We start from the raw sequence: 19,724 nt of genomic DNA on the forward strand, positions 1-19,724 counted from the left end.
CGGACGTGCCGGGCCTCGACCCGGATGTGCCGGGTCCCACCCCGGACGTGCCGGGCCTCGACCCGGATGTGCCGGGTCCCACCCCGGACGTGCCGGGCCTCGACCCGGATGTGCCGGGTCCCACCCCGGACGTGCCGGACGTCGACTCGGGGCTGCTGTCCCCCGTCCGGGCCGGCACCCCCGTCGAGGACGCCGTCTGCGACCGCGCCTGGCTCCAGGCGATGCTGGACGCCGAAGCGGCCCTGGCCCGGGCGCAGGCCCGGCTCGGCACCCTGCCGGAGTCGGCGGCGCGGGTCATCACCGCGTGCGCCCGCGCCGAACTCTTCGACGTACGCCTGCTCGCGCTCGACGCGCGGGAGACCGCCAACCCGGTGGTCGGCCTGGTCCGGGCGCTGACCGCGGTGGTCGCCGCCCGGGACGCGGCGGCGGCCGACTACGTGCACCGCGGCTCCACCAGCCAGGACATCCTGGACACCGGGGCCATGCTGGTCGCCGACCGGGCCGTACGGATCGTCCGGGCCGACCTGGCCCGCACGGCCGACGCCCTGGCCCGGCTGGCCCGCCGCCACCGCGACACACCCGTCGCCGGCCGCACCCTCGCGCTGCACGCGGTGCCCACCACGTTCGGCCTGAAGGCGGCCGGCTGGCGGCAGCTGGTCCTCGACGCGGACCAGCGGCTGGCCCGGCTGCTGGACGGCGGGCTGCCGGTGTCGCTCGGCGGCGCGGCCGGCACCCTCGGCGGATACCTGGAGTACGCCGCCCTGGACGGCCCCCGGCCCCTGGACGAGGCCGGTTATCCGGAGCGGCTGGCGGCGGAGTTCGCCGCGGAGACCGGGCTCGGCGCGGCCGTGCTCCCGTGGCACACGCTGCGCACCCCGATGGCCGACCTGGCGGCGGCGCTGTCCTTCACGGCCGGCGCGCTCGGCAAGCTGGCCGTGGACGTGCAGGCCCTGGCCCGCACCGAGACCGCGGAACTCGCCGAGCCCGCCGCCGGCGGCCGTGGCGGCTCGTCCGCGATGCCGCACAAACGCAACCCGGTCCTCGCCACCCTGCTGCGCAGCGCCGCCCTCCAGGTCCCCTGCCTGGCCACGGTGCTGACCCAGGCCCTGCTCAGCGAGGACGAACGCGCCGCGGGCGTCTGGCACGCCGAGTGGCTGCCGCTGCGCGAGTGCCTGCGGCTCACCGGCGGGGCCGCGCACACCGCGGTCGAACTCACCGAGGGCCTGCGGGTGGACACCGGCCGGATGCGGGCCAACCTGGACCTGACCGGCAGCCGGATCGTCTCGGAGAAGATCGCGGCCCGGCTCACCCCGCTGCTCGGCAAGGCCGCCGCCCGGCGGCTGCTCACGGACGCCTCGCGCACCGCGGCCGCCGAGGGAACCGCGCTGGCCGCGGTACTGGCCCGCGCGCCGGAACTGGCGGACCGCCTCACACCCGCCGACCTGGCCGCGCTGTGCGACCCGGCGGCCTACCCGGGTGCCGCGCCCGGCCTGGTCGACCGCGCCCTGCGGGACTGACCCCCGCAGGGGGCGGCGCGACCGCCGCGGGGCGCCGCGAAGGCCGCTGGGCCAGGACTTTCGGGTCCTGGCCCAGCGGCCTTCACGCACTCTTCCCCGCCAGGGTGCGGCTACCCCAGGGACGGTTCCTCCGTGCGGGCCGGGTCGAGTACGCCGCGCAGCAGGTCCGCGAGGATGCGCGGACCGTCGCCGGTCAGCAGGGACTCGGGGTGGAACTGGACGGACGCGAAGTGCGGCCCGCGCAGCGCGAGCACCTCCTCGCCGCCCGCGGCCCGGCAGACCTCCACGGTGCCCGTCCCCGGTGACGGCACCCTGTCCCGCGGGCTGTAGGCGGCGAAGGTGTTGTAGAAGCCGACGTCCTCGGCGGAGCCGAACAGGTCGATACGGGCGCGCACCCCTTGGTTGGGCACGCTCCTGCGGGCCAGCCGCAGCCCGAGCAGCGAGCTGAGCAGCTGGTGGCTGAGGCAGACCGCGAGGAACGGCCGGCCCTCGGCCAGCAACCGCCCGATGGTGTCCCGCAGATGACGGTTCTTGGGATGCCCGGCGTCGCGCGGGTCGCCCGGCCCCGGCCCCATCACGACGAGGTCGAAGCCGTCCGTGGTGTACGGCTCGTCGTAGCGGCGGACCGTGACCGCCAGGTCCAGCGCGCGCAACTGGTGGTTGAGCATCGCGGTGAACGTGTCCTCCGCGTCCACCACCAGGACGCGCAGGCCCGCCAGCACCGGGTCCGGGTCGGCGCGGTCCTCGGGCGTGTCCAGCCAGAACCGGGCCACGCTCCGGTTGCGGCCGGCCAGCGCCGCCCGCACCTCGGGCCGGCCGGCCAGGCTGACCGGCGCCGGATCGCGCAGCGCCGCCAGCAGCCCGGCCGCCTTGGCCCGGGTCTCGGCGGCCTCGCTCAGCGGATCGGAATGGCGTACGACGGTGGCGCCGACGCCGATACGGACCCGGCCGCCGCGGTCGATGTCCGCGGTGCGGATCGCGATGGCGGTGTCCATGGTGCGGTGCCCGCCGTCGTCCTGGCCGATCAGCGCGACGACACCGCTGTAGTAGCCGCGGCCCTCCGGCTCGTGCCGCGCGATGACCCGGGCCGCGCTCTCCAGCGGGCTGCCGGTCACGGTCGGGGCGAACAGCGTCTCGCGCAGGATGTCCCGCGGGTCGCGGCGGGTGCGCCCCTCGACGAAGTACTCGGTGTGGGCCAGGTCGGCCATCTCCTTGAGGAACGGCCCGGTGACCCGGCCGCCGCCGTCGCAGATCCGGGCCATCATCTTCAGTTCCTCGTCCACCACCATGTACAGCTCGTCGGCCTCCTTGCGGTCGGCGAGGAAGTCCAGCAGGTCCGGCAGCCTCGGTCCGGAGGGCGGATAGCGGTAGGTGCCGCTGATGGGGTTCATCACGGCCCGGCCGCCGTGCAGGCTGACGTGCCGTTCCGGGCTGGCGCCGACCAGGGTGCGGTCCCCGGTGTGCACGACGAACGTCCAGTACGCGCCGGTCTCGCGGCGCAGCAGGCGGCGGAAGAGGGTCAGCGCGCTGGCGGTGCCGTAGCCCGGGATGTCGGCCACGAAGGACCGCTTGACGACGAAGTTGGCGCCCTCGCCGCGGCCGATCTCCTCCTCGACGACCCGGCGGACGGTGTCGGCGTACGCGGCGTCGTCGATGTCGAAGGCGCCCTCGGTGACCCGCAGCGGCAGGTCGGGGATGCGGCGCAGCGCCTCGTCGACGGACAGGGTGCCCTGCCCGGTGACGGTGAGCGCGACCAGCTCGGCGTCGTCGGCGGGCGCGGCGTAACCGCGTTCGGTGATCTGGCGGTACGGGATCAGCGCCAGCACCTGCTGGTGGGCGCCGGCGCGCGGATCGGGCGGGGGCAGGGGGAGGGCGGCGAGCGTCCCGGGCCGGGTCACCCGGCCGGTGAACACCTCCAGGGTGCCGGGGCCGGTCGCCTCCGGCCGGTGCAGGAGCGCGAACGCGGGGGCCCGGCCGTCGAGGACGGCCGCGAGGGGATCGGCCGGGAGGGGCCGGCCGGCGCCGGCGTTCACGCGGTCAGTCCCTTGGCGGTGGTCACCACGGCGCAGCGGCTCGCCGCGTAGTCGAGGGCGAGGCGGTGGTGCCGCTCGGTGAAGTCGGCGACGGCGTCGGCCACCAGGAACGTCTCGATGTCCTGGCTGAACGCCTCCACGGCGGTCGCCAGGATGCCGACGTAGGCGTAGACGCCGACGATCACCAACTGGTCGCGGCCCAGCTCGCGCATGCGCTCCAGCAGGGCGGTGCGGAAGAAGGCGCTGTAGCGCCACTTGGTCAGCGACTCGTCGCCCGGCCGGGGCGCCAGTGCGTCGACGATCCCGCGGTCGGCGGGCGTCGCGCGCATGCCGGGCCCCCAGAAGTCCTTGAGCAGGCCGCGGTCCGCCTCGGACATGTCACCGGGCTGCGCGGTGAAGAAGACGGGACAGCCGAGCCCGGCGAGGTGCTCGCGCACCGTCCGGGCGTTGTCCACCAGCGGGGCGCGCACACTGGGCGGGAACGGGGCGAGGAAGTAGTGCTGCATGTCGTGGACGAGCAGCACCGCGCGCTCCGGATCGAGGCTCCAGGAGGCGGTGTTGAGCGGCAGGTCGGCGGCGTGCGGCAGCGGATAGGGGGCGATGGTCGGTATCCCCGGCATGTCGTCCTCTCGGTACGGGTGGTTCGTGCGGCGGGAGTCAGGCGCCCAGTGAGGCGCCGCCGTCGACGGTCAGGGTGTGCAGCGTGACGTTCTGGGCCGCGTCGGACAGCAGGAACACCACGGCGTCGGCGACGGCCTCCGGTGCCGCGACGCGGCCCAGCGGGATACCCACCCGGAAGGCGTCCGGCCGCCCCTCCACGGTGCCGGTCCGGTCCGCCGGGCCGCGCCACATCGACCGCAGCATCGGGGTGTCCGTGGAGCCGGGGGCGACGACGTTGCAGCGGATGCCGTGCCGGGCCACCTCCAGGCCCAGGGACTTGGTGAACATCTCGGCGGCGGCCTTGGAGGCGGCGTACGCGGCCATGCCCGCGCGCGGTGTCATCGCCGCGTTGGACGCCACGGTGACGACGGCACCGGCCCGGCGCGGCAGCATCCGGCCGGTCACCGCCCGCGACACGTGGAAGACACCGTCGGTGTTGACGGCGAACGTCGCCCGCCAGTCCTCGTCGCTGTACCCGGCGGCCTCGCCCAGGCGCAGCACCCCCGCCGTGTTGACCAAGTACGCGATCGGCCCCAGGCGTTCCTCCACCGCGGCCACCGTCTCGTCCACCGCGTCACTGCGGCCGACGTCGACGGTGAACGGCGTCACCGCCGCGCCCTCGGCGGACAGCTCGGCCGCCGTCTCGCGCAGCCCGCCGTCATCGCGGTCGAGCGCGGCGACGGTCACGCCGCGGCTGCCCAGGGCGCGCACCACGGCGGCGCCGATTCCCCCTGCCGCCCCCGTGACCAGGGCGATCTTGCCTCGCATAGGTGTCTCTCCGTTGCAGCGGTGGTGGTGGTCGGATCACCTCGGTGCCGGGCGGGACCCGCGTACGACCGGGCCGGGACACGACCCGTGCGCGGTCGGCCGGCCGGCGGACGGGCGGCGAGGTGGACGTGGACGGTGGTCCGGGTGGTGGTGTCGCCGCCCGGCGGTCCGGGCGTGGCCGGCCAAGTGGCATGGAGCCGACGGGAGTTCCGCGGACGTCCTTCGGCCGGTCTCGCTCCGATCGTCCCCAGGCGCCCGGCACCGGCCAACCGTCCGGGCCCACACTCTGTCAAGTCGCCCCGGGTCCGCCCGGTGGCCCGCGCTACCGCGCTACCGCGCTACCGCCCCGCCGCCACGGCGGCCCGGGGCTCCGGCAGCCCGCCGTGCAGCCAGGACACCTTGTCGTGGAGGTCCTCGACGGTGAGCCGGGACAGCATCGCGTCCCGCGCCCGCGCCGCGTCCCCGACGGGGTGGTAGAGCTGTTCCCCCAGGGACCGGGCCACCACCTGGGCGCGCGCGGTACGGGCGCGCCGCTCGGCGCAGTACGCGGCGAGCCGTTCCGGCACGCCGCCCTCGCCGTTCCTGTTGCCCCCGCCGCCACCGCCGTCCCTGTTGCCCCCGCCGTCCCCGCCGTCCCCGCCCTCCGCGCCGTCCAGGTGGCGGCCCAGGACGACGGCGTCCTCCAGCGCCATGCACGCGCCCTGCGCCGCGTACTGCAACATGGGATGCGCGGCGTCCCCCAGCAGGGCGACGGGTCCGTCCGTCCAGCCGGCCACCGGCTCCCGGTCGCACAGCACCCAGGTGCGCCAGTCCCGGCCCAGCTCCAGCAGGGCCCGCGCCCCGGCCGCCATCCGCGGGAACCGGGACCGTACGAACGCGGTGTCCGCGGGCACGCCCGACACCGCGCGGCGGGCGCCGTCGTCGCGGATGGCGGCGAGGTTGAGCTGCGTGCCGCCCGCGATCGCGTAGTGCACCAGATGCCAGCGCGGCCCCGCCCACAGCGTCACGCCGTCCTGGCGCAGCCGGGCCGGGACCTCCGCCATGGGGATGACGGAACGGTAGATGGTGTGCCCCGACACCCGGGGGGCGCCGTCCCCGACGAGTTGCCCGCGCACCGCCGAGCGGATGCCGTCCGCGCCGATCAGCGCGTCGCCGTCGACGCGCCCGCCGTCCGCGAGCAGCGCGCTCACCCCGCCGGGCCGCCGCGCGTAGCCCACGACCGCCGCCGAGGTGCGCAGCTCGATCCGGTCCGAGGCACGGCAGGCCGCCAGCAGCGGCCGGTAGAGATCCACCCGGTGCACCACCGCGTACGGGTTGCCGAACCGCGCGCGGTAGGCGTCGGCCACCGGCATGCGGACCAGCTCCGCCCCGCTGGTGCCGTCCCTGAGCACCAGGGCGTCCACGCGGATCGCCCGCTCGCGTACGGCCTCTCCCACGCCGAGCCGGTCCAGCGCGGCGAAGCCGTTGGGGCCCAGCTGGATCCCGGCGCCCAGCTCGGTGAAGTCCGCCCCGCGTTCCAGGACGGTCACCCGGTGGCCCCGCGCGGCGACGGCCACCGCCGCCGCGAGACCGCCGATCCCGCCGCCCGCGACCACGATCACCGCCATGCCGCCCCCGCCCCCGCATCCGTGTTCTCCGCGTTCCCCCCGCTTCGGGGGTGGCCCGCGTTCCCCGCCTCCGCCGTGAGGCGGCCGCCGCGGATCCGTTCCGCGAGTTCAAGCCGCCTGATCTTGGAAGTGGCGGTGCGCGGCAGGTCGGACAGGCGCAGCTGGACCGGCGCCGCCACCGCGCCGGGCAGCTCCCGCGCGGCGGCGCGCCACCGCTCGGCGTCCAGCGGCAGGTCGTCGCGGGTGCACAGCACCGGCACGGCCTCCTGCCCCGGACCGGGTACGAACACCAGCTCGGTCAGCTCGGGCAGCCTGGCCAGCAGCAGGTCCTCGGCCTCCAGGGTGCTGCGCAGGGCGGGGATGACATCGACCGCGCGGTCCAGCAGGTGCACGCACCCGCGGCGGCTGACGAAGCCCACGTCGCCCATCCGCCACCAGTCGCCGTCCAGCTGCCGCCGGTAGCGCTCGTCCTCCCCGAAGTACGTCGACGCCCGCCCCGGAGTACGTACTTCGAGGTCGCCGGGGGAGTCGGGGCCGGGCTCGCCGCCGTCCCTGGGGACCGCGCGCACCTCGCTCACCCCGGGCATCGGCAGGCCCAGGCAGCGGCCGTCCATCCGTTCCGCGCCGCGCCGGGTGTAGGCGCGGCCGGCCACCGGGCCGCACTCGCTCTGCCCGTACAGCTGGTAGTACAGCGGGAACCGCCGCTCGGAGGCGGCCAGCAGCCGCTGCACGGTGCCGGGGTGCACGGCGTCGAAGGTGCTGCTGAAGTACTTGACGTGGGCGAACGGGCGGCGCGGGTCGTCGGCCAGGTGCTCCCACTCCATGAAGCTGTTGGGGTGGGTCTCCAGCAGCCCGGGCCGCCGGCGCGCGCACACCTCGGCGACGTGCTCCGCGGAACCGTCGCGCAGCACGAGCGCCGGCATGCCGCGCGGCAGCAGCACCGCCAGGGCCAGGAAGAGCCGGGAGTGGACGAACGAGACGTGCAGGAGGGCGTGTTCCGGCTCGCGGAAGGCGGCGGCCAGCCGTTCCTGCGGGCGCAGCCTGCCGAGCAGCGAACGCGCGGTGTGCACCACCAGCTTGGGCGTGCCGGTGGTGCCCGAGGTGTGCGTCATCAGCGCCGGGTCCTCCGGCGCCGCCTCCCACGGCGGGACCGGGGCGCACTCGCCGGGCGGCGGCAGCGGTACGGCGTCCGGGTGAGCGGCCGTTGCGGCCGTTGCGGCCGTTGCGGTCGCTGCGGTCGCTGCGGCCCGTCCTCGCTGTCCTTGCTGTTCTTGCTGTTCTTGCTGTTCTTGCTGCGCGTCCGGCGCGTTCTGTGGGTCCGGCGCGGGCTGCGCGTTCTGTGCGGCCGGTCCGACCGTGATGATCCGGCCGGTCAGTCCGGTCAGGGGCAGCCCGGCCAGCGGTCCGGCGAGCTGTGCGGCGTCGGTGACCAGGCAGGGGCGGCCCAGCCGGTGCAGCAGCGCGGCGACGGTGGCGCCGTCCAGCGCCGGTGACAGCATCACCGGAACGGCGCCGATCCGCGCCGCCGCGCAGGCCAGCACGTACAGGTCGAAGTTGGCGGACTTGCACAGCGCCACGTGCTGTCCGGGCCGCACCCCCGCCGCCCACAGCCGCGCCGCCGTGTCGGCCGTGTGACGGGCCAGTTCCCCGACGGAGATCCGCTCGGGCACGTCGGGCAGGATGTCGAGCCGGTGGTCGAGTTCGACGACGCCGTCCGGCCTGGCCTCGGCCGCCTCGTCCAGCCAGGTGCCCAGCCACAGCCCGGTCCGGTCGTCGTCCGCGTCTCGTCTGCTCCGTATGGATCTGGTGTGCATGAGCGCACATGCTCAGCACCCGCCACAGGGGCGGCAACGGCCCTTCGGGCAGTGTGTCAACTCCCTCTCGTACGGCCCCGGGACGGCGCCCCGCCGGTCAGGGCCGCGCCGACGGCCCGCAGCCGCAGGGCGAGCTGTACGTCGAGGGCGCGGGGCAGCGACTGCCAGCCGGCGCCGAGGAGTTCGGTGATGCGCTCCAGCCGCCGGGTCACGGTGTTGGGGTGCACGTGCAGGGAGCGGGCGGCGCCGGTCGGGCTGCCGCCGGCCTCGAAGTAGGCGCTCATGGTGGCGGCCAGGTCGGTGAGCCGCTGCGCGTCGTAACGGAGCACCGGCCCCAGCACGGACCGGACGAACCCGTCCACGTCGTGGTCGGCGGACAGCAGCATCCCGAGGAACCCGAGGTCCCGCGTGGAGGCGACCCCGCCGGGGCCGTGCAGCGCCGTGAGCGCCTCCACGCACCGCACGGCGCGCGCGTGCAGCCGGGCGACCGCCTGCGGGCCCCGCTCCGGCCCGGCCGCGCCGACGGTGACCGGCCCGCTGAGCAGCGGCTCCAGCTCGGCGGCGACCGCGCGGGCGGCGGCGGACGCGTCCGAGCCGGGCAGCAGCAGGACGACATGGTCGTCGCGCTCCGAGCGGTGGCCCGAGCCGCGCTGGGCGTACGAGGTCGCCCAGACCGCGGTCCGGGTCCGTTCCCCGGCGTCGGGCCGGGCGACGACCAGGACGTGCGGCGCGGTCGGGTCCAGGCCCAGCAGCGCCGCCCGGTCGGCCAGTTGCCGCGGCGACCAGGAGGTGCCGACCAGCAGGTCCTCGAAGAGTTCCTGCCGCCCCGGGCCCGCCGGACCGGCCGCACCGGCCGCACCGCGCCGGGCGAGGACCTGCGCGCAGGCCGCGGCGGCGCCCTGGAGCAGCAGCAACTCGTCCTCGTCCGGGCCCGGATGACCGGCGAGCACGAGGACACCGAGGCGGTCGGTGCCCGATATGAGCGGCACGACGTGCGTGCCGTCGTCGAGGACGACCGTGACGGCACCGGCGTGGGCGTCCAGGGCGGCGGCGCGGAGGGTGGTCTCGTCGGGGTGGCGCGCTGCGGGGCTGCCGGTGCCTGGACTCGCGTCCGCGCTGTCCGCGCTGCTCGCGTTGTCCGCGCTGCCCGTGCCGTACGCCCTGCCCGTGCCGTCCGCCCTGCCCGTGCCGTACGCGCTGCCCGTGCCGTCCATGTCCGGCTCGTCCGTGTCGCGGGCGTCCGTCAGGGGTTCGCCGTGCGCGTCGCGGATCTGGACGCTCGCGCGCAGGGCCCGGCCGAGGCCGTCGGCGAGCGCCTGCGGGGCGTCGTCGGCGAGGGCGGCCGGGGCGAGTTCGATCTGGGCGCGCCACAGCCGGCGCGTGCGGTCGAGCACCGCCTCGGCGCGTGCCCGTTCCGCGGCACGTGCCGCCGCCTCGCCCCTGGCCCGGTCCACCGCCGCCACCCGGTCGATCGCGGCGGCCGCCAGGTCGGCGAACGAGGCGAACAGGCTGATCTCCTCCGGGGTGAAGTACCGGACCTGCCGGCTCGCGCCGGCCAGCGTGCCGTGCACCGTGCCGTGGCGGCCGAGGGACACCGCCGCGATGGCGTGCAGCCCCTCCCTGCGCACCAGGTCGTCCAGCGTCTCGTCGCGCGTGACGGCCTCGTCGTTGAGGTAGTCCGGGCTCCACACGGGCGCGCCCTGGCTCCGCTCCAGCCCGCGCCGCCCGGCGTCGTCGGCGCCCTCCAGGTCGGGCGGCAGCGGGGTGATGCCGCCCACGCAGGCGCGTACGAGGGTGCTGTCCGGCGGGTGCCGGAAGCTGAGGTAGGCGACGTCCAGGCCGAGCAGCCGCCGGGTGTGCCGGGTGATCACGTCGAGCAGGGACTCCTGGTCGCGGGCGGCGGTCAGGTCGCGGGCCGCGTCGACCAGGGCCACCAGCCCCGCCTCGCGCGCCCGGCGCTGACCGGAGGCCAGCCGGATCCGGCGGCCCATGCCGACGGCCTCCGCGAGGCCCGCCGCCCGCCGGTCGCCGCCCTTGCCGCGTACGCCCTGCTCCAGCTCGTCGAAGCGGCTCATGGGCGCCTCTTCGTGCAGGAGCCGCAGAAGGGCGAGGACCTGGTCGTCCACGCTCATCGAGTCAGGTCCCACACTGTCCCCCCAGTTCAACAAAACGTTGACTTTGGAGGAACCTACGGAACCGACCACTCCAGGTCAACTTCGTACCGGGAATGACCGGTTCGCGGCACCTGCCTCCTCAGCCCTCCCCGCGCGTACGCCCGCCGCCGGCCCGGTGCCGCGCCGCCTCCCGCAACTGCCGCCAGGAACCCGCCGCCTGCCGCCGCCGCTCCCGGCGCAGCCGCCCGGCGACCTCCTCGCAGCGGATACCGAGCCGGCCGAGCGCCCGCAGCACCTCCGCGGCGCCGCCGTACTCACCGGTGATGCTGTCCCCGCGCAGCGTGCCGCGCTCGGTGACCGCCTCCAGCAGCGGCCAGCCCATCACGTGCCCGGTGCCCCAGGCCACCAGATCCTCGACATAGCGGACCGGATCGCCCGCCGGGCCGTCCACCGGCCGCTGATCGTCCCCGGGCGGCCCGCACTGCGTCCACAGCAGCCGCTGCGGCCGGGCGCCCGCGGCCGCCAGGGCGGCCCAGCGGCGGCTGCCGAGCGCCTGGTCGTGCCGGTGGTGCACGGCCCGCGCGTTGGCGGTGGCGACGGCTCCGCGCAGGGCGCGCGCCCGGTCGTCGGCCCGCTCGCCGAGCAGGGCGTCCACCGCGGTGTCCAGCGGTGCCGTGGGCACGGTGAGCACCGACGCCACCGACGCCGGGTCCAGGCCGCGGGCCACCGCCTGCTCCAGCCCGGCGAAGTAGGCGTGCGCGGCGCGCGCGTAACTCTCGCCGCACGCCACCGAGCAGGCGTGCACGCCGATGCCCCGGGCGACGCACGCGGTCAGCGCGGTCAGGCCGGTCCGTGTCACCGGGATCCGCACCAGCAGGTTGGGCCGGGCGACCGCGTCCCGCAGCCGTACCGCCTCGGCGACGATCCCGGCCGCGCCCCCGGTGAGCGCGGGATCGAGTTCGACGGAGACCAGCCCCTCCGCACCGCGGGTCTCCCGGAACACGGGCAGCAGCAGGTCGCACGCCCGGCGCACGTCCTGGGTCACCAGCCGGTGCACGGGATCGGGACCGTCAGTCCGCGGGCCGGGACCGTAAGTCCACGGGCCGGGACCGTAAGTCCACGGGCCGGGACCCTCCGTCCGCAGGCCGGGACCGTCCGCCCACGGGTCGGCGTACGCGTCGGACTCCCGCAGGCCGCGCAGCAGGTCGGCGCCGTGCCAGACCAGGCCGCGCAGCATCCGGTCACCGACCAGCCGGACCAGCCGCCCCGACTCCAGGTCGCCCCGGTGGAACCCGTCCAGCCAGGGCGAGACACCCTCCGCCGCCAACTGCCGCAGCGCCGCGCCCTCGCGCCGCGCGGGGGGCCGGCGGACCCGCGCGGCCTGCGGCGGACAGCCGTCCGCCCGCTGCCGGGCCGGCCGCCTGCCGGGCCGCGCCGCCGCCTCACCGGGCCCGCGCGACTCACCCGGCGCGGGAGCCGCCCCCGCTCCCGTCTCCGGCGCGGTTCCGGCGGTGTCGGAACCGCTGTCGGCGTCGCCACCGGAACCGGTGCCGCTATCGGTGTCGGAACCGGTATCGGTATCGGTACAGGCATCGGTACAGGCATCGGCGCAGGCGCAGGCGCAGGCGCCAGTGGCGGAGTGGACGGTCGACACGTGCGCGGCGTACGCCAAGGACGCCATGGTGAGATGCCGGTGCCAGCCGTGCAGCGAGCGCCCGACGAAGTCCCGCAGCCCGACGTCACGGGCCGCGTGCGCGGTGCGGCGGCCCATGTCCGCGGCCAGCTTCGCCAGCCGCAGCAGCACCTCGGCGGGTGTCTGCAGCAGATCGGTGAGCCACAGCCGGGCCGGTGCGCGCCGCGGGTCGGGCCACTCCCCGAGCAGCAGCAGCGGTCTGCGCCGCGCCGAGGCCGGGTCCGGCATCATCACCGGGATCGACACCACCAGCGAGGTCCGGCGCCCCGGACCGGCCGTGTCGCCCCAGACCACGGTGCGCCGCAACCCCCGGATGGACTCCAGGATGCGCAGCCCCGGCAGCGGGCCCGCCCCGTACCCGGGCATCGAGGCGTCGGCGACCAGCAGTTCGGTCTCCGCGTCGGCGCGCGCGAGGACGGGGACCCCGGCAGCGGCGAACCGGTTCATGGTGGACCGGGTGCCCGTCCCGCGCACGTCCAGCAGTACGGGCCTGCCCGCGGTGCGCCAGGGGCGGGCGCCGTCCAGGACGGTGTCGATCGCGCACTCCTCGTAGGTCTCCCCGCCGACCGGACCGGGCAGTTCGGGTACGCCCACGATGCCGGCGCCGGGGTCCTGGTCGGGCAGGTGCATCCGCCAGCTCACCGGGACGCGGCTCTCCGCCGAGGCCGACCACAGCCCGAACGCCTGCTGTCCCCGGTGCATCTGGTCCAGGTGCCGGTCGAACCGGTGGCCGACGCCGACGGAGTGCCGCCCGCTCTTGGGGATGGTGAGCGGGTGCACCACCCAGGCCGCGGGCGCCGTCGACTCCTCGACATGGACGGCCAGCGCCTCGCGGATCGGCAGCCAGTCCCAGGTCGAGCTGGAGATGAAGTGGTGCAGGCTCTGCTCGGTCCCGGCGCCGCCCACCTGCGCGGCGATGTTCCGGATCGACTTGCGGCCCGGCGTGGTCAGCAGCCCTCGCACATACTGCTCGGCCCGCGCCCGCTGGTCCTTGCGGCGCAGCGAGCCGAGGGCCGCCGCGCAGACACCGGCGATCGCGGCGTCGAGCGGCCCGTGCTCCGTCCCGGCGGGTCCCGGTCCCCTGTGGCCAGCTGCGCTCAACGGTTCTCCCGGAATGGCGACGACGACCACCCCATCCTGCGGACGGCCGACGGGAGTTGACCAGGTGCGCGGACCACACGCCGTACCCGCCCCGGAGGTGCCGCCGCGACCACCGGTCGCCCGCCCCCGCACCGGAGGGCCACCGTCCGGTGCTCCGGAAGGGTACGCGCAGGTCGGAGGAGGTGGATGGGGCGGGAGGAAGGAGACCGCCGCCGGAGACGGAAGGCACCGGGTCAGGCGGCCAGGCCGCCGCCCTCGACGACGGGAGTCAGCCCGTCCAGGAGCACCTTGAGACCGGACTCGAAGAGCGCGTCGAGACGCAGGTCGTAGTCGCCGTCGAAGGCGGTGATCATCTTGGTGAAGGTCGGGAAGCGGCCGGATTCCACCAGTTCGCGCAGGGCGGGCGCCCGGCTGTCCATCCACTGGTCCTCCGACTGGCCGGTGGCGGCCTCGGCGTGCGACTCCCGCTCCAGGTGCACCGCCAGGCCCTGCACATGGCTGTAGAGCAGTACGTGGATGTCGAACAGGGCGGTGGGATCGAGGCCGTGGCCGTCGAGGGAGCTGAGCATCCACTCGGCGTGGGCGATCAGCCGGGGCACGAGCAGCGGGCGGGTGAGGGAGCCGAGCTGGGCCAGCCAGGGATGCCTGCGGTACAGGGCCCACAGGGTCCGCGCGCCCGCCTCGACGCGGGGACGCCACGTCTCGGGCGCGGTGGCGGGCGGCGGCACGTCACCGAACGCCGCGTCGGCCATGAGCAGCACGAGGTCGTCCTTGCTGGGGACGTACCGGTAGGGCGACATGGCGGCCACACCGAGCCGGGCCGCGACACCGCGCATGGAGACCGCGGCCAGCCCTTCCGCGTCGGCGATGGCGACGGCCGTACGCACGATCCGGCCGAGCGTCAGCTCGGGCTCGCGGAAGACGGCCGGTGCGTGCTCGTGGAATGCGGCCGGTACATGCTGGTGGGACACGCCCGGTTCCTGCTCGCGGGACGCGGTCCGCTCCTGCGGGTGCTGCCCTCGCGGTGGCGCCACGGGCGCGGTCGCGGCGACGACGGTGCCGGTACGCGGACGGGTCTCGACCAGCCCTTCGAGGCGGAGCGTGGTGAGGGCCTTGGTGGCGGTGGCGAGCGCGACCCCCCACTCGGCAGCGAGCCGGCGGGTCGAGGGGACCCGGTCCCCGGGCGCCAACTCCCCGTCCGCGATCCGCCGGCGGATCGCGTCGACGATCCGCAGATACGGCGGCAGATACGGCGGCCGACCGGACGATGAGCCCACGCCTGTGGCCTTCGTCACGACGTACCCCCTCCTCAATCTGTCCTAGTACAGAGACTACCAGCGACAGCTCTTCTGCCACACTCAACTGCGCTAGGACAGAAGCCCTTCATGCCGGTTGAGCGTGTTGTGCGTACGCCGTACGTTCACCCGCGTACAGCGTACGAACAACACCTGAAGGAGCAGTCAGCCATGCAGACCGTTCTCGTCGTCGGCGGCGGAATCGCCGGCCCCGCACTCGCCTACTGGCTGCACCGCCACGGCTTCGCGCCCACCGTCGTGGAACGCGCCCCCGCACCGCGTCCCGGCGGCCAGGCGGTGGACGTGCGCGGTGTCGCGCTCGACGCCGTCGAACGGATGGGCCTGCTGGAACAGGCCCGGAGCATGCGCACCAGGATGCGCGGCATGTCGATCCTCGACCCCGAGGGCCATGAGACCGACCGCTCCACCGAGGCCACCTACAGCAGCGGCCGGCTCGGCGGCGCCGACATCGAACTGTTGCGCGAGGATCTGGTGCGGCTGGTGTACGCGCGCACCCGGACGGACGTCGAGTACGTCTTCGGCGACGGCGTCACCGCGCTCGACGAGGACGAGACCGGCGTCCGCGTCGGCTTCGTCCACGGGGACTCCCGCACCTTCGATCTGGTGATCGGGGCCGACGGCCTGCACTCGACCGTGCGACGCCTGGCCTTCGGCCCCGAGGCGCGCTTCTCCCACCACCTGGGCAGCTATCTGTCGGTGTTCAGCGCGGACAACTTCCTCGCCCTGGACCACTGGCAGCTGTGGCTGCGCGACGGCGACGCGGGCTTCGGCATCATGCCCGTACGCGACAACGCCGAACTCAGGATCGCCTTCGGCTTCCGGTCCCCACCGCTCGGCCGCGACCCGCGCGGCGACGGCGACGGCGACGGTACCCTCCGGCACCTCGTCGTGGACCGGCTCGCCGCCCTGCGGTGGGAGGGCGCGCGGCTGGCCGAGGCCGCCCGGAAGGCACCGGACTTCTACTGCGACGCCATGGCCCAGATCCGGATGGACCACTGGTCCAGGGGCAGGGTGGCCCTGCTCGGAGACGCCGGGTACTGCCCTTCCCCCCTCTCGGGACAGGGCACCAGCCTCGCCCTGGCGGGCGCCTACGTACTCGCCGACTGCCTCGCCGGCGCCCAGGACGACCACCGCGCCGCGTTCACCCGCTACGAGCGGCGGATGCGCGACTTCGTGAACCTCAACCAGGCCCTGGCCACGGAGAACCCGGGCGGCCCCGCCGCCGAGGCGTCCGTCACCCGCGCCAAGCACGCTCTGACACTGGACGCGCCAAGCAAGCCCTGACACTGGACGACGGACCGGCACTGAACAACGGACCGGCACTGGACGACGGTCCGACACCGGTCCGGCACCGGACGGCATAGGCTGCCGGAATGATCGCCATGCCCGAGGAGTTCGCCCGGACCACCGTCGCGCGCGAAGGGGCAGCCGGAGCGAAGTGGCTGGTCCAACTGCCCGGGATCGTGGACGAGTTGCTGGAGACCTGGGGCTGCGTACCGGACGGTGACGTCCTGCACGGCGGGGTCGGCGTCGTCGTACCGGTGCGGCGGGCCGGGGAGGCCGCCGTGCTGAAAGTGTCCTTCCCGCACCCCGGCAACGTCCACGAACCGGACGCCTTCGTGGCGTGGGCCGGGCGCGGCGCCGTCCTGCTGCACGAGCGCGACGACGAACGGTTCGCGATGCTGCTGGAGCGGGTGCGGCCGACGACGCTGGCGGAGGTGCGTGACGGCGACGAGGTGGTGACGGTCGCCGGGCGGCTCAACCGCCGGCTGGCCGTCCCCGCGCCACCCGGCCTGCCACGCCTGTGCGAGCACGCCGACGCCTGGGAGCAACAACTACGAGCGGACGCCGAGGAGTTGTGCCATTCCCTCCCGCCCCGCGTGTTCGAAGCGGCCGGGGCGACCGCCCGGGAACTCGGCCGGACGCAGCCCGACACCCTCGTCCACGGCGACCTCCACGCCCGGAACATCCTGCGCGCGAGCCGGGAACCGTGGCTGGCCGTGGACCCCAAGGGGTACGTGGGCGACCCGGCCTACGACGGCGGCACCCTGCTGAAGTCGCGCGCGCTGACGCTGTGGGACGCGGACGACCTGCGCACGGCCGTCCACCGCGTCCTGGACGTCTTCGCCGAGGCCGCGGAAGTCGACCGCGAACGGGTGCGGCGGTGGGCCCAGTTCCATGCCGTGCAGGCGGCGTCCTGGGGCCGCCGCCACGGCTTCCGCGCAGCCCGCGGCGGCGAGCGCCTGGCCCGGCTCACCGACTTCGCCGACCGCCTGGCGGAGTTGCTCACCGACGCTGTGTAGGGCGTGGCGCGCGCCCAGTTCCGGCGTCGCCTCCCAGGCGTTCTCCGGCGTGGCCGTCGCGCTGTGCGCGCGGATCACCCGCCCCGAGGTCCGCGGCCGTGCGATCGCGGTCGTGATGAACGGCCTGATGCTCGGCACCCTGCTCGGACTGCCGATGTCCACCGTCGTCGGCAACACCGTCGCCGGCCGCTTCGCCGACCTTCCGGTCGACGCGGCGGCCCATCGCCCGCAGCAGGGCGGTGCCTTCACAGGCCAGCCGGTGGGCGAGATCGGCCGTCATGCGGTAGGGGACATGCGGGGGCACGAAGAGCACTTCGACGAGGAGGAGGCAGGGCGAACGGCCCGCGCCGTGAGGGCACGGGCGCGTGGGTCAGGGCAGGCCGGTCGGTCTACCGCTCCCGCGTCGAAGCGCGAGAGGAGACGTCACCGAGAACCATGCCGAGCGTCACGATCAGCCCTTTCGGATTCGGACGACGGAGAGCGGAAAGACGACACAAGAGGTTCGCACAGCCCGCACGCGGCGGGCAAACCGGGGCCGCCGCCGACAGACCGTCCCGGCAGACCACGACAGACCGTCCCGGCAGACCGCCCCGGTGGCCGTCACCGCCACGGATCGAGGGCGTGCTTGCCCGAGGTCCGCCCCGCTTCGAGCTGCCGGAGCACCGAGGGGCCCTCGGCGAGCGGGTGGACCTGCGGGGCGCCGGGCGGGTACACGCCCTGGGCGATGAGGACTTCGAGCTCGGTGAGCAGCGACCGGTAGACGGACGGGACCGCGGAGGCCAGCGCGCCGATGTGCAGCCCCTGGATGCGGACCTGGTGGGTGAACACCAGCTCATGCGTGCTGAGTTGGGCTTCACCGGAGGCGGCCCCGAAGACGACGACCCGTCCGGTGAAGGGCTTGGCGACGGACAGGCTGGTCTCGAACGTGGCCCGCCCCACCGACTCCAGGACCAGATCGACTCCGCCGGTCAGCCGGGTGATCTCCGCGGCCAGGTCGGGGCGCCGGCTGTCGAGGACCACGTCGGCGCCGAGCGCCCTGACCGTGTCGTGCTTGGCCGCCGACGCGGTGCCGATCACGCGCGCGCCGTAGTGGTGGGCGAGCCGGACGGCGGCCTGGCCCACACCCCCGGCCGCGGCGTGCACGAGCACCACCTCACCCGGCTCGATCCCGCCCAGCGGCTTCAACGCGGCCAGTGCGGTGGCCCAGTTGAGGACCAGGCCGAGGGCCTGGGCGTCGTTCCAGCCGGACGGCACGGGAAGCACCGTCGCGGCCGGCATCGTCATGTACTGCGCGAAGGCGCCCGGCCCCGTGCCGACCACGTGGGTGCCGACGGGCAGCGGGCGCTCCACCCCCGCGCCGACGCCCACGATCTCCCCGGCGGCCTCGAAACCCGCGACGTACGGCGCCCGCGGGCCCCCCGCGTAGGTGCCGTACGTCTGCATGACGTCCGCGAAGTTGACTCCGGCGGCGCCGACGCGGATCAGGTACTCGCCGGGCCCGGGAGCGGGGCGGCGGTGACCGGTCGTCAGGGACAGGTCACCCGGTCCCGCCTGCGACCCCTGGACCAGTGCGCGTACCGTCCGCGATGCCGTGCGCGGCTGCTGCTGCTCTGCGATCTCCATGCACCGAACATAGGAGCCTCACACTGGTGGCAAGGTCAAGTGCCGTTCGGAAAAACAGTGGTGTGCCGGGCCTCTCGCAAGTAGGCGTCGAGCGCGGCCTGCTGGTCGCTGAGGGCGGCGACCCGTGCGGCGAGCCGGTCGCGGTAGTGCTGCACCTCGCCCAGGAACTCCGGTCCGGGTCCGGGCACGTCCAGTCCGCCGCCGACGCCGTCCGTGAGGCGGGGGAGCAGCTGTCTGATCAGCCGCACCGGAAGCCCGGACTCCAGCAGCGAGCGGATGACGAGCACCCGGTCGATCGTCGATCCGCAGTAGTCGCGGAACCCGTTGCCGCACCGACCGGGGACGATCAAACCCTCGTCCTCGTAGTGCCGTAGTGATCTCGCACTCACACCGCTCGCCCGGGAGGCGTCACCGATCTTCATACCCAAAGCCAACGCCACGGCACGCCGCGATCTTCCACGACCTTTGCCCGGCCCCTCGGCTCGACGCCCGCCCAGCTCGCCCCCGAGGTATCCGGCTACGTCCGGTCGGCCGCCAGGTTCAGCGACGGCCGAGCGAGTCGATGAAGCGGTTGAGGCGGGTGACGGCTTGCCGGAGTGCGCCAACGGACCCCGCGGTGTCGCCCGCCAGTTCGAGGGAGTGATCCGCTGACGGGATCTCCAGGACGTCGAGTTGCGTGGACTCGGCGACCCGCCGGTCCCAGAGCCGGTCGGCGCTGCCTCCGATGAGCAGGGTCGGTGCCTGGGTCGCACGGAGGCCGCGGACCACGTGGTCGTAGGTCAGGACGGGGGTCAGCCAGGCCGCCGGGAGGCCGCGACCGGCTGCGATGCCGCAGGCGAGTGAGCCCAGGGACTTCCCGACGAGGAGGCGACAGGCGCCGTCCTCGGCGTCGACAGCCCGGGTGACCTGTCCCTCCACCCAGGCGATCCGGTCCTCCACGGTGAGGCGGGAGAAGTCGGCCGGGATCTGCCACCACAACTCCTGGACCGTCCAGCCGTGCTGGAGGAGAACGGCGCGGGCGAAGTGCAGCAGCGGCCTGGCGGGTGAGTAACCGACGCCCGGGAGGACGAGCGCCACACGGTCATCGGCTCCGTCGTAACGGGTGGGGACGGCGAAAGGCGAGGGATCGGGCATGGCCGGAGGGTACTCGCGGCCCTGCCCGACCCCTGGCCCAC

14 protein-coding genes and 1 pseudogene are annotated in these 19,724 nt (G+C 75.1%); 4 read left to right on the forward strand and 11 right to left on the reverse strand.

The genetic code is table 11. The annotated features are described in order from the left end of the window. Positions 1–110 precede the first annotated feature (110 nt). Positions 111–1,517: a 3-carboxy-cis,cis-muconate cycloisomerase gene (pcaB, locus tag ABZ858_RS26470; protein ID WP_361383765.1), complete on the forward strand. Its 1,407-nt coding sequence runs from the start codon at positions 111–113 to the stop codon at positions 1,515–1,517. Between the two features lie 110 nt (positions 1,518–1,627). On the opposite strand, the gene ABZ858_RS26475 is transcribed toward pcaB, so the two are convergent. The 8 genes from ABZ858_RS26475 to ABZ858_RS26510 all read right to left on the reverse strand — a co-directional run bounded on the left by ABZ858_RS26475 (position 1,628) and on the right by ABZ858_RS26510 (position 14,602). Continuing rightward, complete coding sequence (locus ABZ858_RS26475) at positions 1,628–3,469, reverse strand: chorismate-binding protein (protein WP_361383768.1); 1,842 nt, start codon at positions 3,467–3,469, stop codon at positions 1,628–1,630. A 77-nt stretch (positions 3,470–3,546) separates the two neighbouring features. Beyond that, entirely contained in the window at positions 3,547–4,170 is a 624-nt protein-coding gene (locus ABZ858_RS26480; RefSeq protein ID WP_361383474.1) for an isochorismatase family protein, read from the reverse strand. A 37-nt stretch (positions 4,171–4,207) separates the two neighbouring features. Beyond that, a complete protein-coding gene (locus ABZ858_RS26485; protein WP_361383477.1) occupies positions 4,208–4,978 on the reverse strand; it encodes a 2,3-dihydro-2,3-dihydroxybenzoate dehydrogenase in 771 nt (256 codons plus the stop codon). 338 nt (positions 4,979–5,316) lie between these two features. Beyond that, the gene (locus ABZ858_RS26490) at positions 5,317–6,585 is read right to left on the reverse strand and encodes an FAD-dependent monooxygenase (RefSeq protein ID WP_361383480.1); all 1,269 of its coding nucleotides are present in this window, start codon (positions 6,583–6,585) and stop codon (positions 5,317–5,319) included. Continuing rightward, positions 6,576–8,399, reverse strand: coding sequence for an AMP-binding protein (locus ABZ858_RS26495; RefSeq protein ID WP_361383483.1), 1,824 nt, complete (start codon positions 8,397–8,399; stop codon positions 6,576–6,578). Before ABZ858_RS26495 ends, ABZ858_RS26490 begins: the two co-directional genes overlap by 10 nt. A gap of 56 nt (positions 8,400–8,455) precedes the next feature. Continuing rightward, positions 8,456–10,531, reverse strand: coding sequence for a helix-turn-helix domain-containing protein (locus ABZ858_RS26500; RefSeq protein WP_361383486.1), 2,076 nt, complete (start codon positions 10,529–10,531; stop codon positions 8,456–8,458). A gap of 121 nt (positions 10,532–10,652) precedes the next feature. Beyond that, on the reverse strand, positions 10,653–13,307 hold the full coding sequence (locus ABZ858_RS26505; RefSeq protein WP_361383488.1) for a transposase: 2,655 nt from the start codon (positions 13,305–13,307) through the stop codon (positions 10,653–10,655). Between the two features lie 233 nt (positions 13,308–13,540). Continuing rightward, on the reverse strand, positions 13,541–14,602 hold the full coding sequence (locus tag ABZ858_RS26510) for a TetR/AcrR family transcriptional regulator C-terminal domain-containing protein (RefSeq protein ID WP_361383491.1): 1,062 nt from the start codon (positions 14,600–14,602) through the stop codon (positions 13,541–13,543). 171 nt (positions 14,603–14,773) lie between these two features. Here ABZ858_RS26510 and ABZ858_RS26515 point away from each other — a divergent pair, with 171 nt between their 5' ends. The 3 genes and pseudogenes from ABZ858_RS26515 to ABZ858_RS26525 all read left to right on the forward strand — a co-directional run. Next, a complete protein-coding gene (locus ABZ858_RS26515) occupies positions 14,774–15,907 on the forward strand; it encodes an FAD-dependent monooxygenase (RefSeq protein WP_361383494.1) in 1,134 nt (377 codons plus the stop codon). 89 nt (positions 15,908–15,996) lie between these two features. Beyond that, positions 15,997–16,926 carry an aminoglycoside phosphotransferase family protein gene (locus ABZ858_RS26520; protein ID WP_361383497.1) on the forward strand — a complete coding sequence of 310 codons (930 nt, stop codon included), beginning with the start codon at positions 15,997–15,999 and terminating at the stop codon, positions 16,924–16,926. 19 nt (positions 16,927–16,945) lie between these two features. Further along, positions 16,946–17,098: pseudogene (locus tag ABZ858_RS26525) on the forward strand (MFS transporter); the annotation flags it as partial. A gap of 428 nt (positions 17,099–17,526) precedes the next feature. On the opposite strand, the gene ABZ858_RS26530 reads toward ABZ858_RS26525, so the two are convergent. The 3 genes from ABZ858_RS26530 to ABZ858_RS26540 form a co-directional block, all read right to left on the reverse strand. Then, entirely contained in the window at positions 17,527–18,549 is a 1,023-nt protein-coding gene (locus tag ABZ858_RS26530) for a zinc-binding dehydrogenase (RefSeq protein ID WP_361383501.1), read from the reverse strand. A 35-nt stretch (positions 18,550–18,584) separates the two neighbouring features. Continuing rightward, the gene (locus ABZ858_RS26535; RefSeq protein WP_361383504.1) at positions 18,585–18,971 is read right to left on the reverse strand and encodes a MerR family transcriptional regulator; all 387 of its coding nucleotides are present in this window, start codon (positions 18,969–18,971) and stop codon (positions 18,585–18,587) included. Between the two features lie 118 nt (positions 18,972–19,089). Continuing rightward, positions 19,090–19,683 (reverse strand): alpha/beta hydrolase, encoded by a 594-nt coding sequence (locus ABZ858_RS26540; protein ID WP_361383507.1) that lies wholly within the window; start codon positions 19,681–19,683, stop codon positions 19,090–19,092. Between the last annotated feature and the right edge of the window lie 41 nt (positions 19,684–19,724).

This window comes from Streptomyces sp. NPDC047017 (genome assembly GCF_040644175.1).
Taxonomy (GTDB): domain Bacteria; phylum Actinomycetota; class Actinomycetes; order Streptomycetales; family Streptomycetaceae; genus Streptomyces.

Excerpts from the sequence above, each read along its gene's own strand:
- ABZ858_RS26485 (WP_361383477.1), bottom strand. The coding sequence starts at position 4,978 with ATGCGAGGCAAGATCGCCCTGGTCACGGGGGCGGCAGGGGGAATCGGC.
- ABZ858_RS26495 (WP_361383483.1), bottom strand. The coding sequence starts at position 8,399 with ATGCACACCAGATCCATACGGAGCAGACGAGACGCGGACGACGACCGG.
- ABZ858_RS26535 (WP_361383504.1), bottom strand. The coding sequence starts at position 18,971 with ATGAAGATCGGTGACGCCTCCCGGGCGAGCGGTGTGAGTGCGAGATCA.
- ABZ858_RS26530 (WP_361383501.1), bottom strand. The coding sequence starts at position 18,549 with ATGGAGATCGCAGAGCAGCAGCAGCCGCGCACGGCATCGCGGACGGTA.
- ABZ858_RS26515 (WP_361383494.1), top strand. The coding sequence starts at position 14,774 with ATGCAGACCGTTCTCGTCGTCGGCGGCGGAATCGCCGGCCCCGCACTC.
- ABZ858_RS26480 (WP_361383474.1), bottom strand. The coding sequence starts at position 4,170 with ATGCCGGGGATACCGACCATCGCCCCCTATCCGCTGCCGCACGCCGCC.
- ABZ858_RS26500 (WP_361383486.1), bottom strand. The coding sequence starts at position 10,531 with ATGAGCGTGGACGACCAGGTCCTCGCCCTTCTGCGGCTCCTGCACGAA.
- ABZ858_RS26540 (WP_361383507.1), bottom strand. The coding sequence starts at position 19,683 with ATGCCCGATCCCTCGCCTTTCGCCGTCCCCACCCGTTACGACGGAGCC.
- ABZ858_RS26490 (WP_361383480.1), bottom strand. The coding sequence starts at position 6,585 with ATGGCGGTGATCGTGGTCGCGGGCGGCGGGATCGGCGGTCTCGCGGCG.
- ABZ858_RS26520 (WP_361383497.1), top strand. The coding sequence starts at position 15,997 with ATGATCGCCATGCCCGAGGAGTTCGCCCGGACCACCGTCGCGCGCGAA.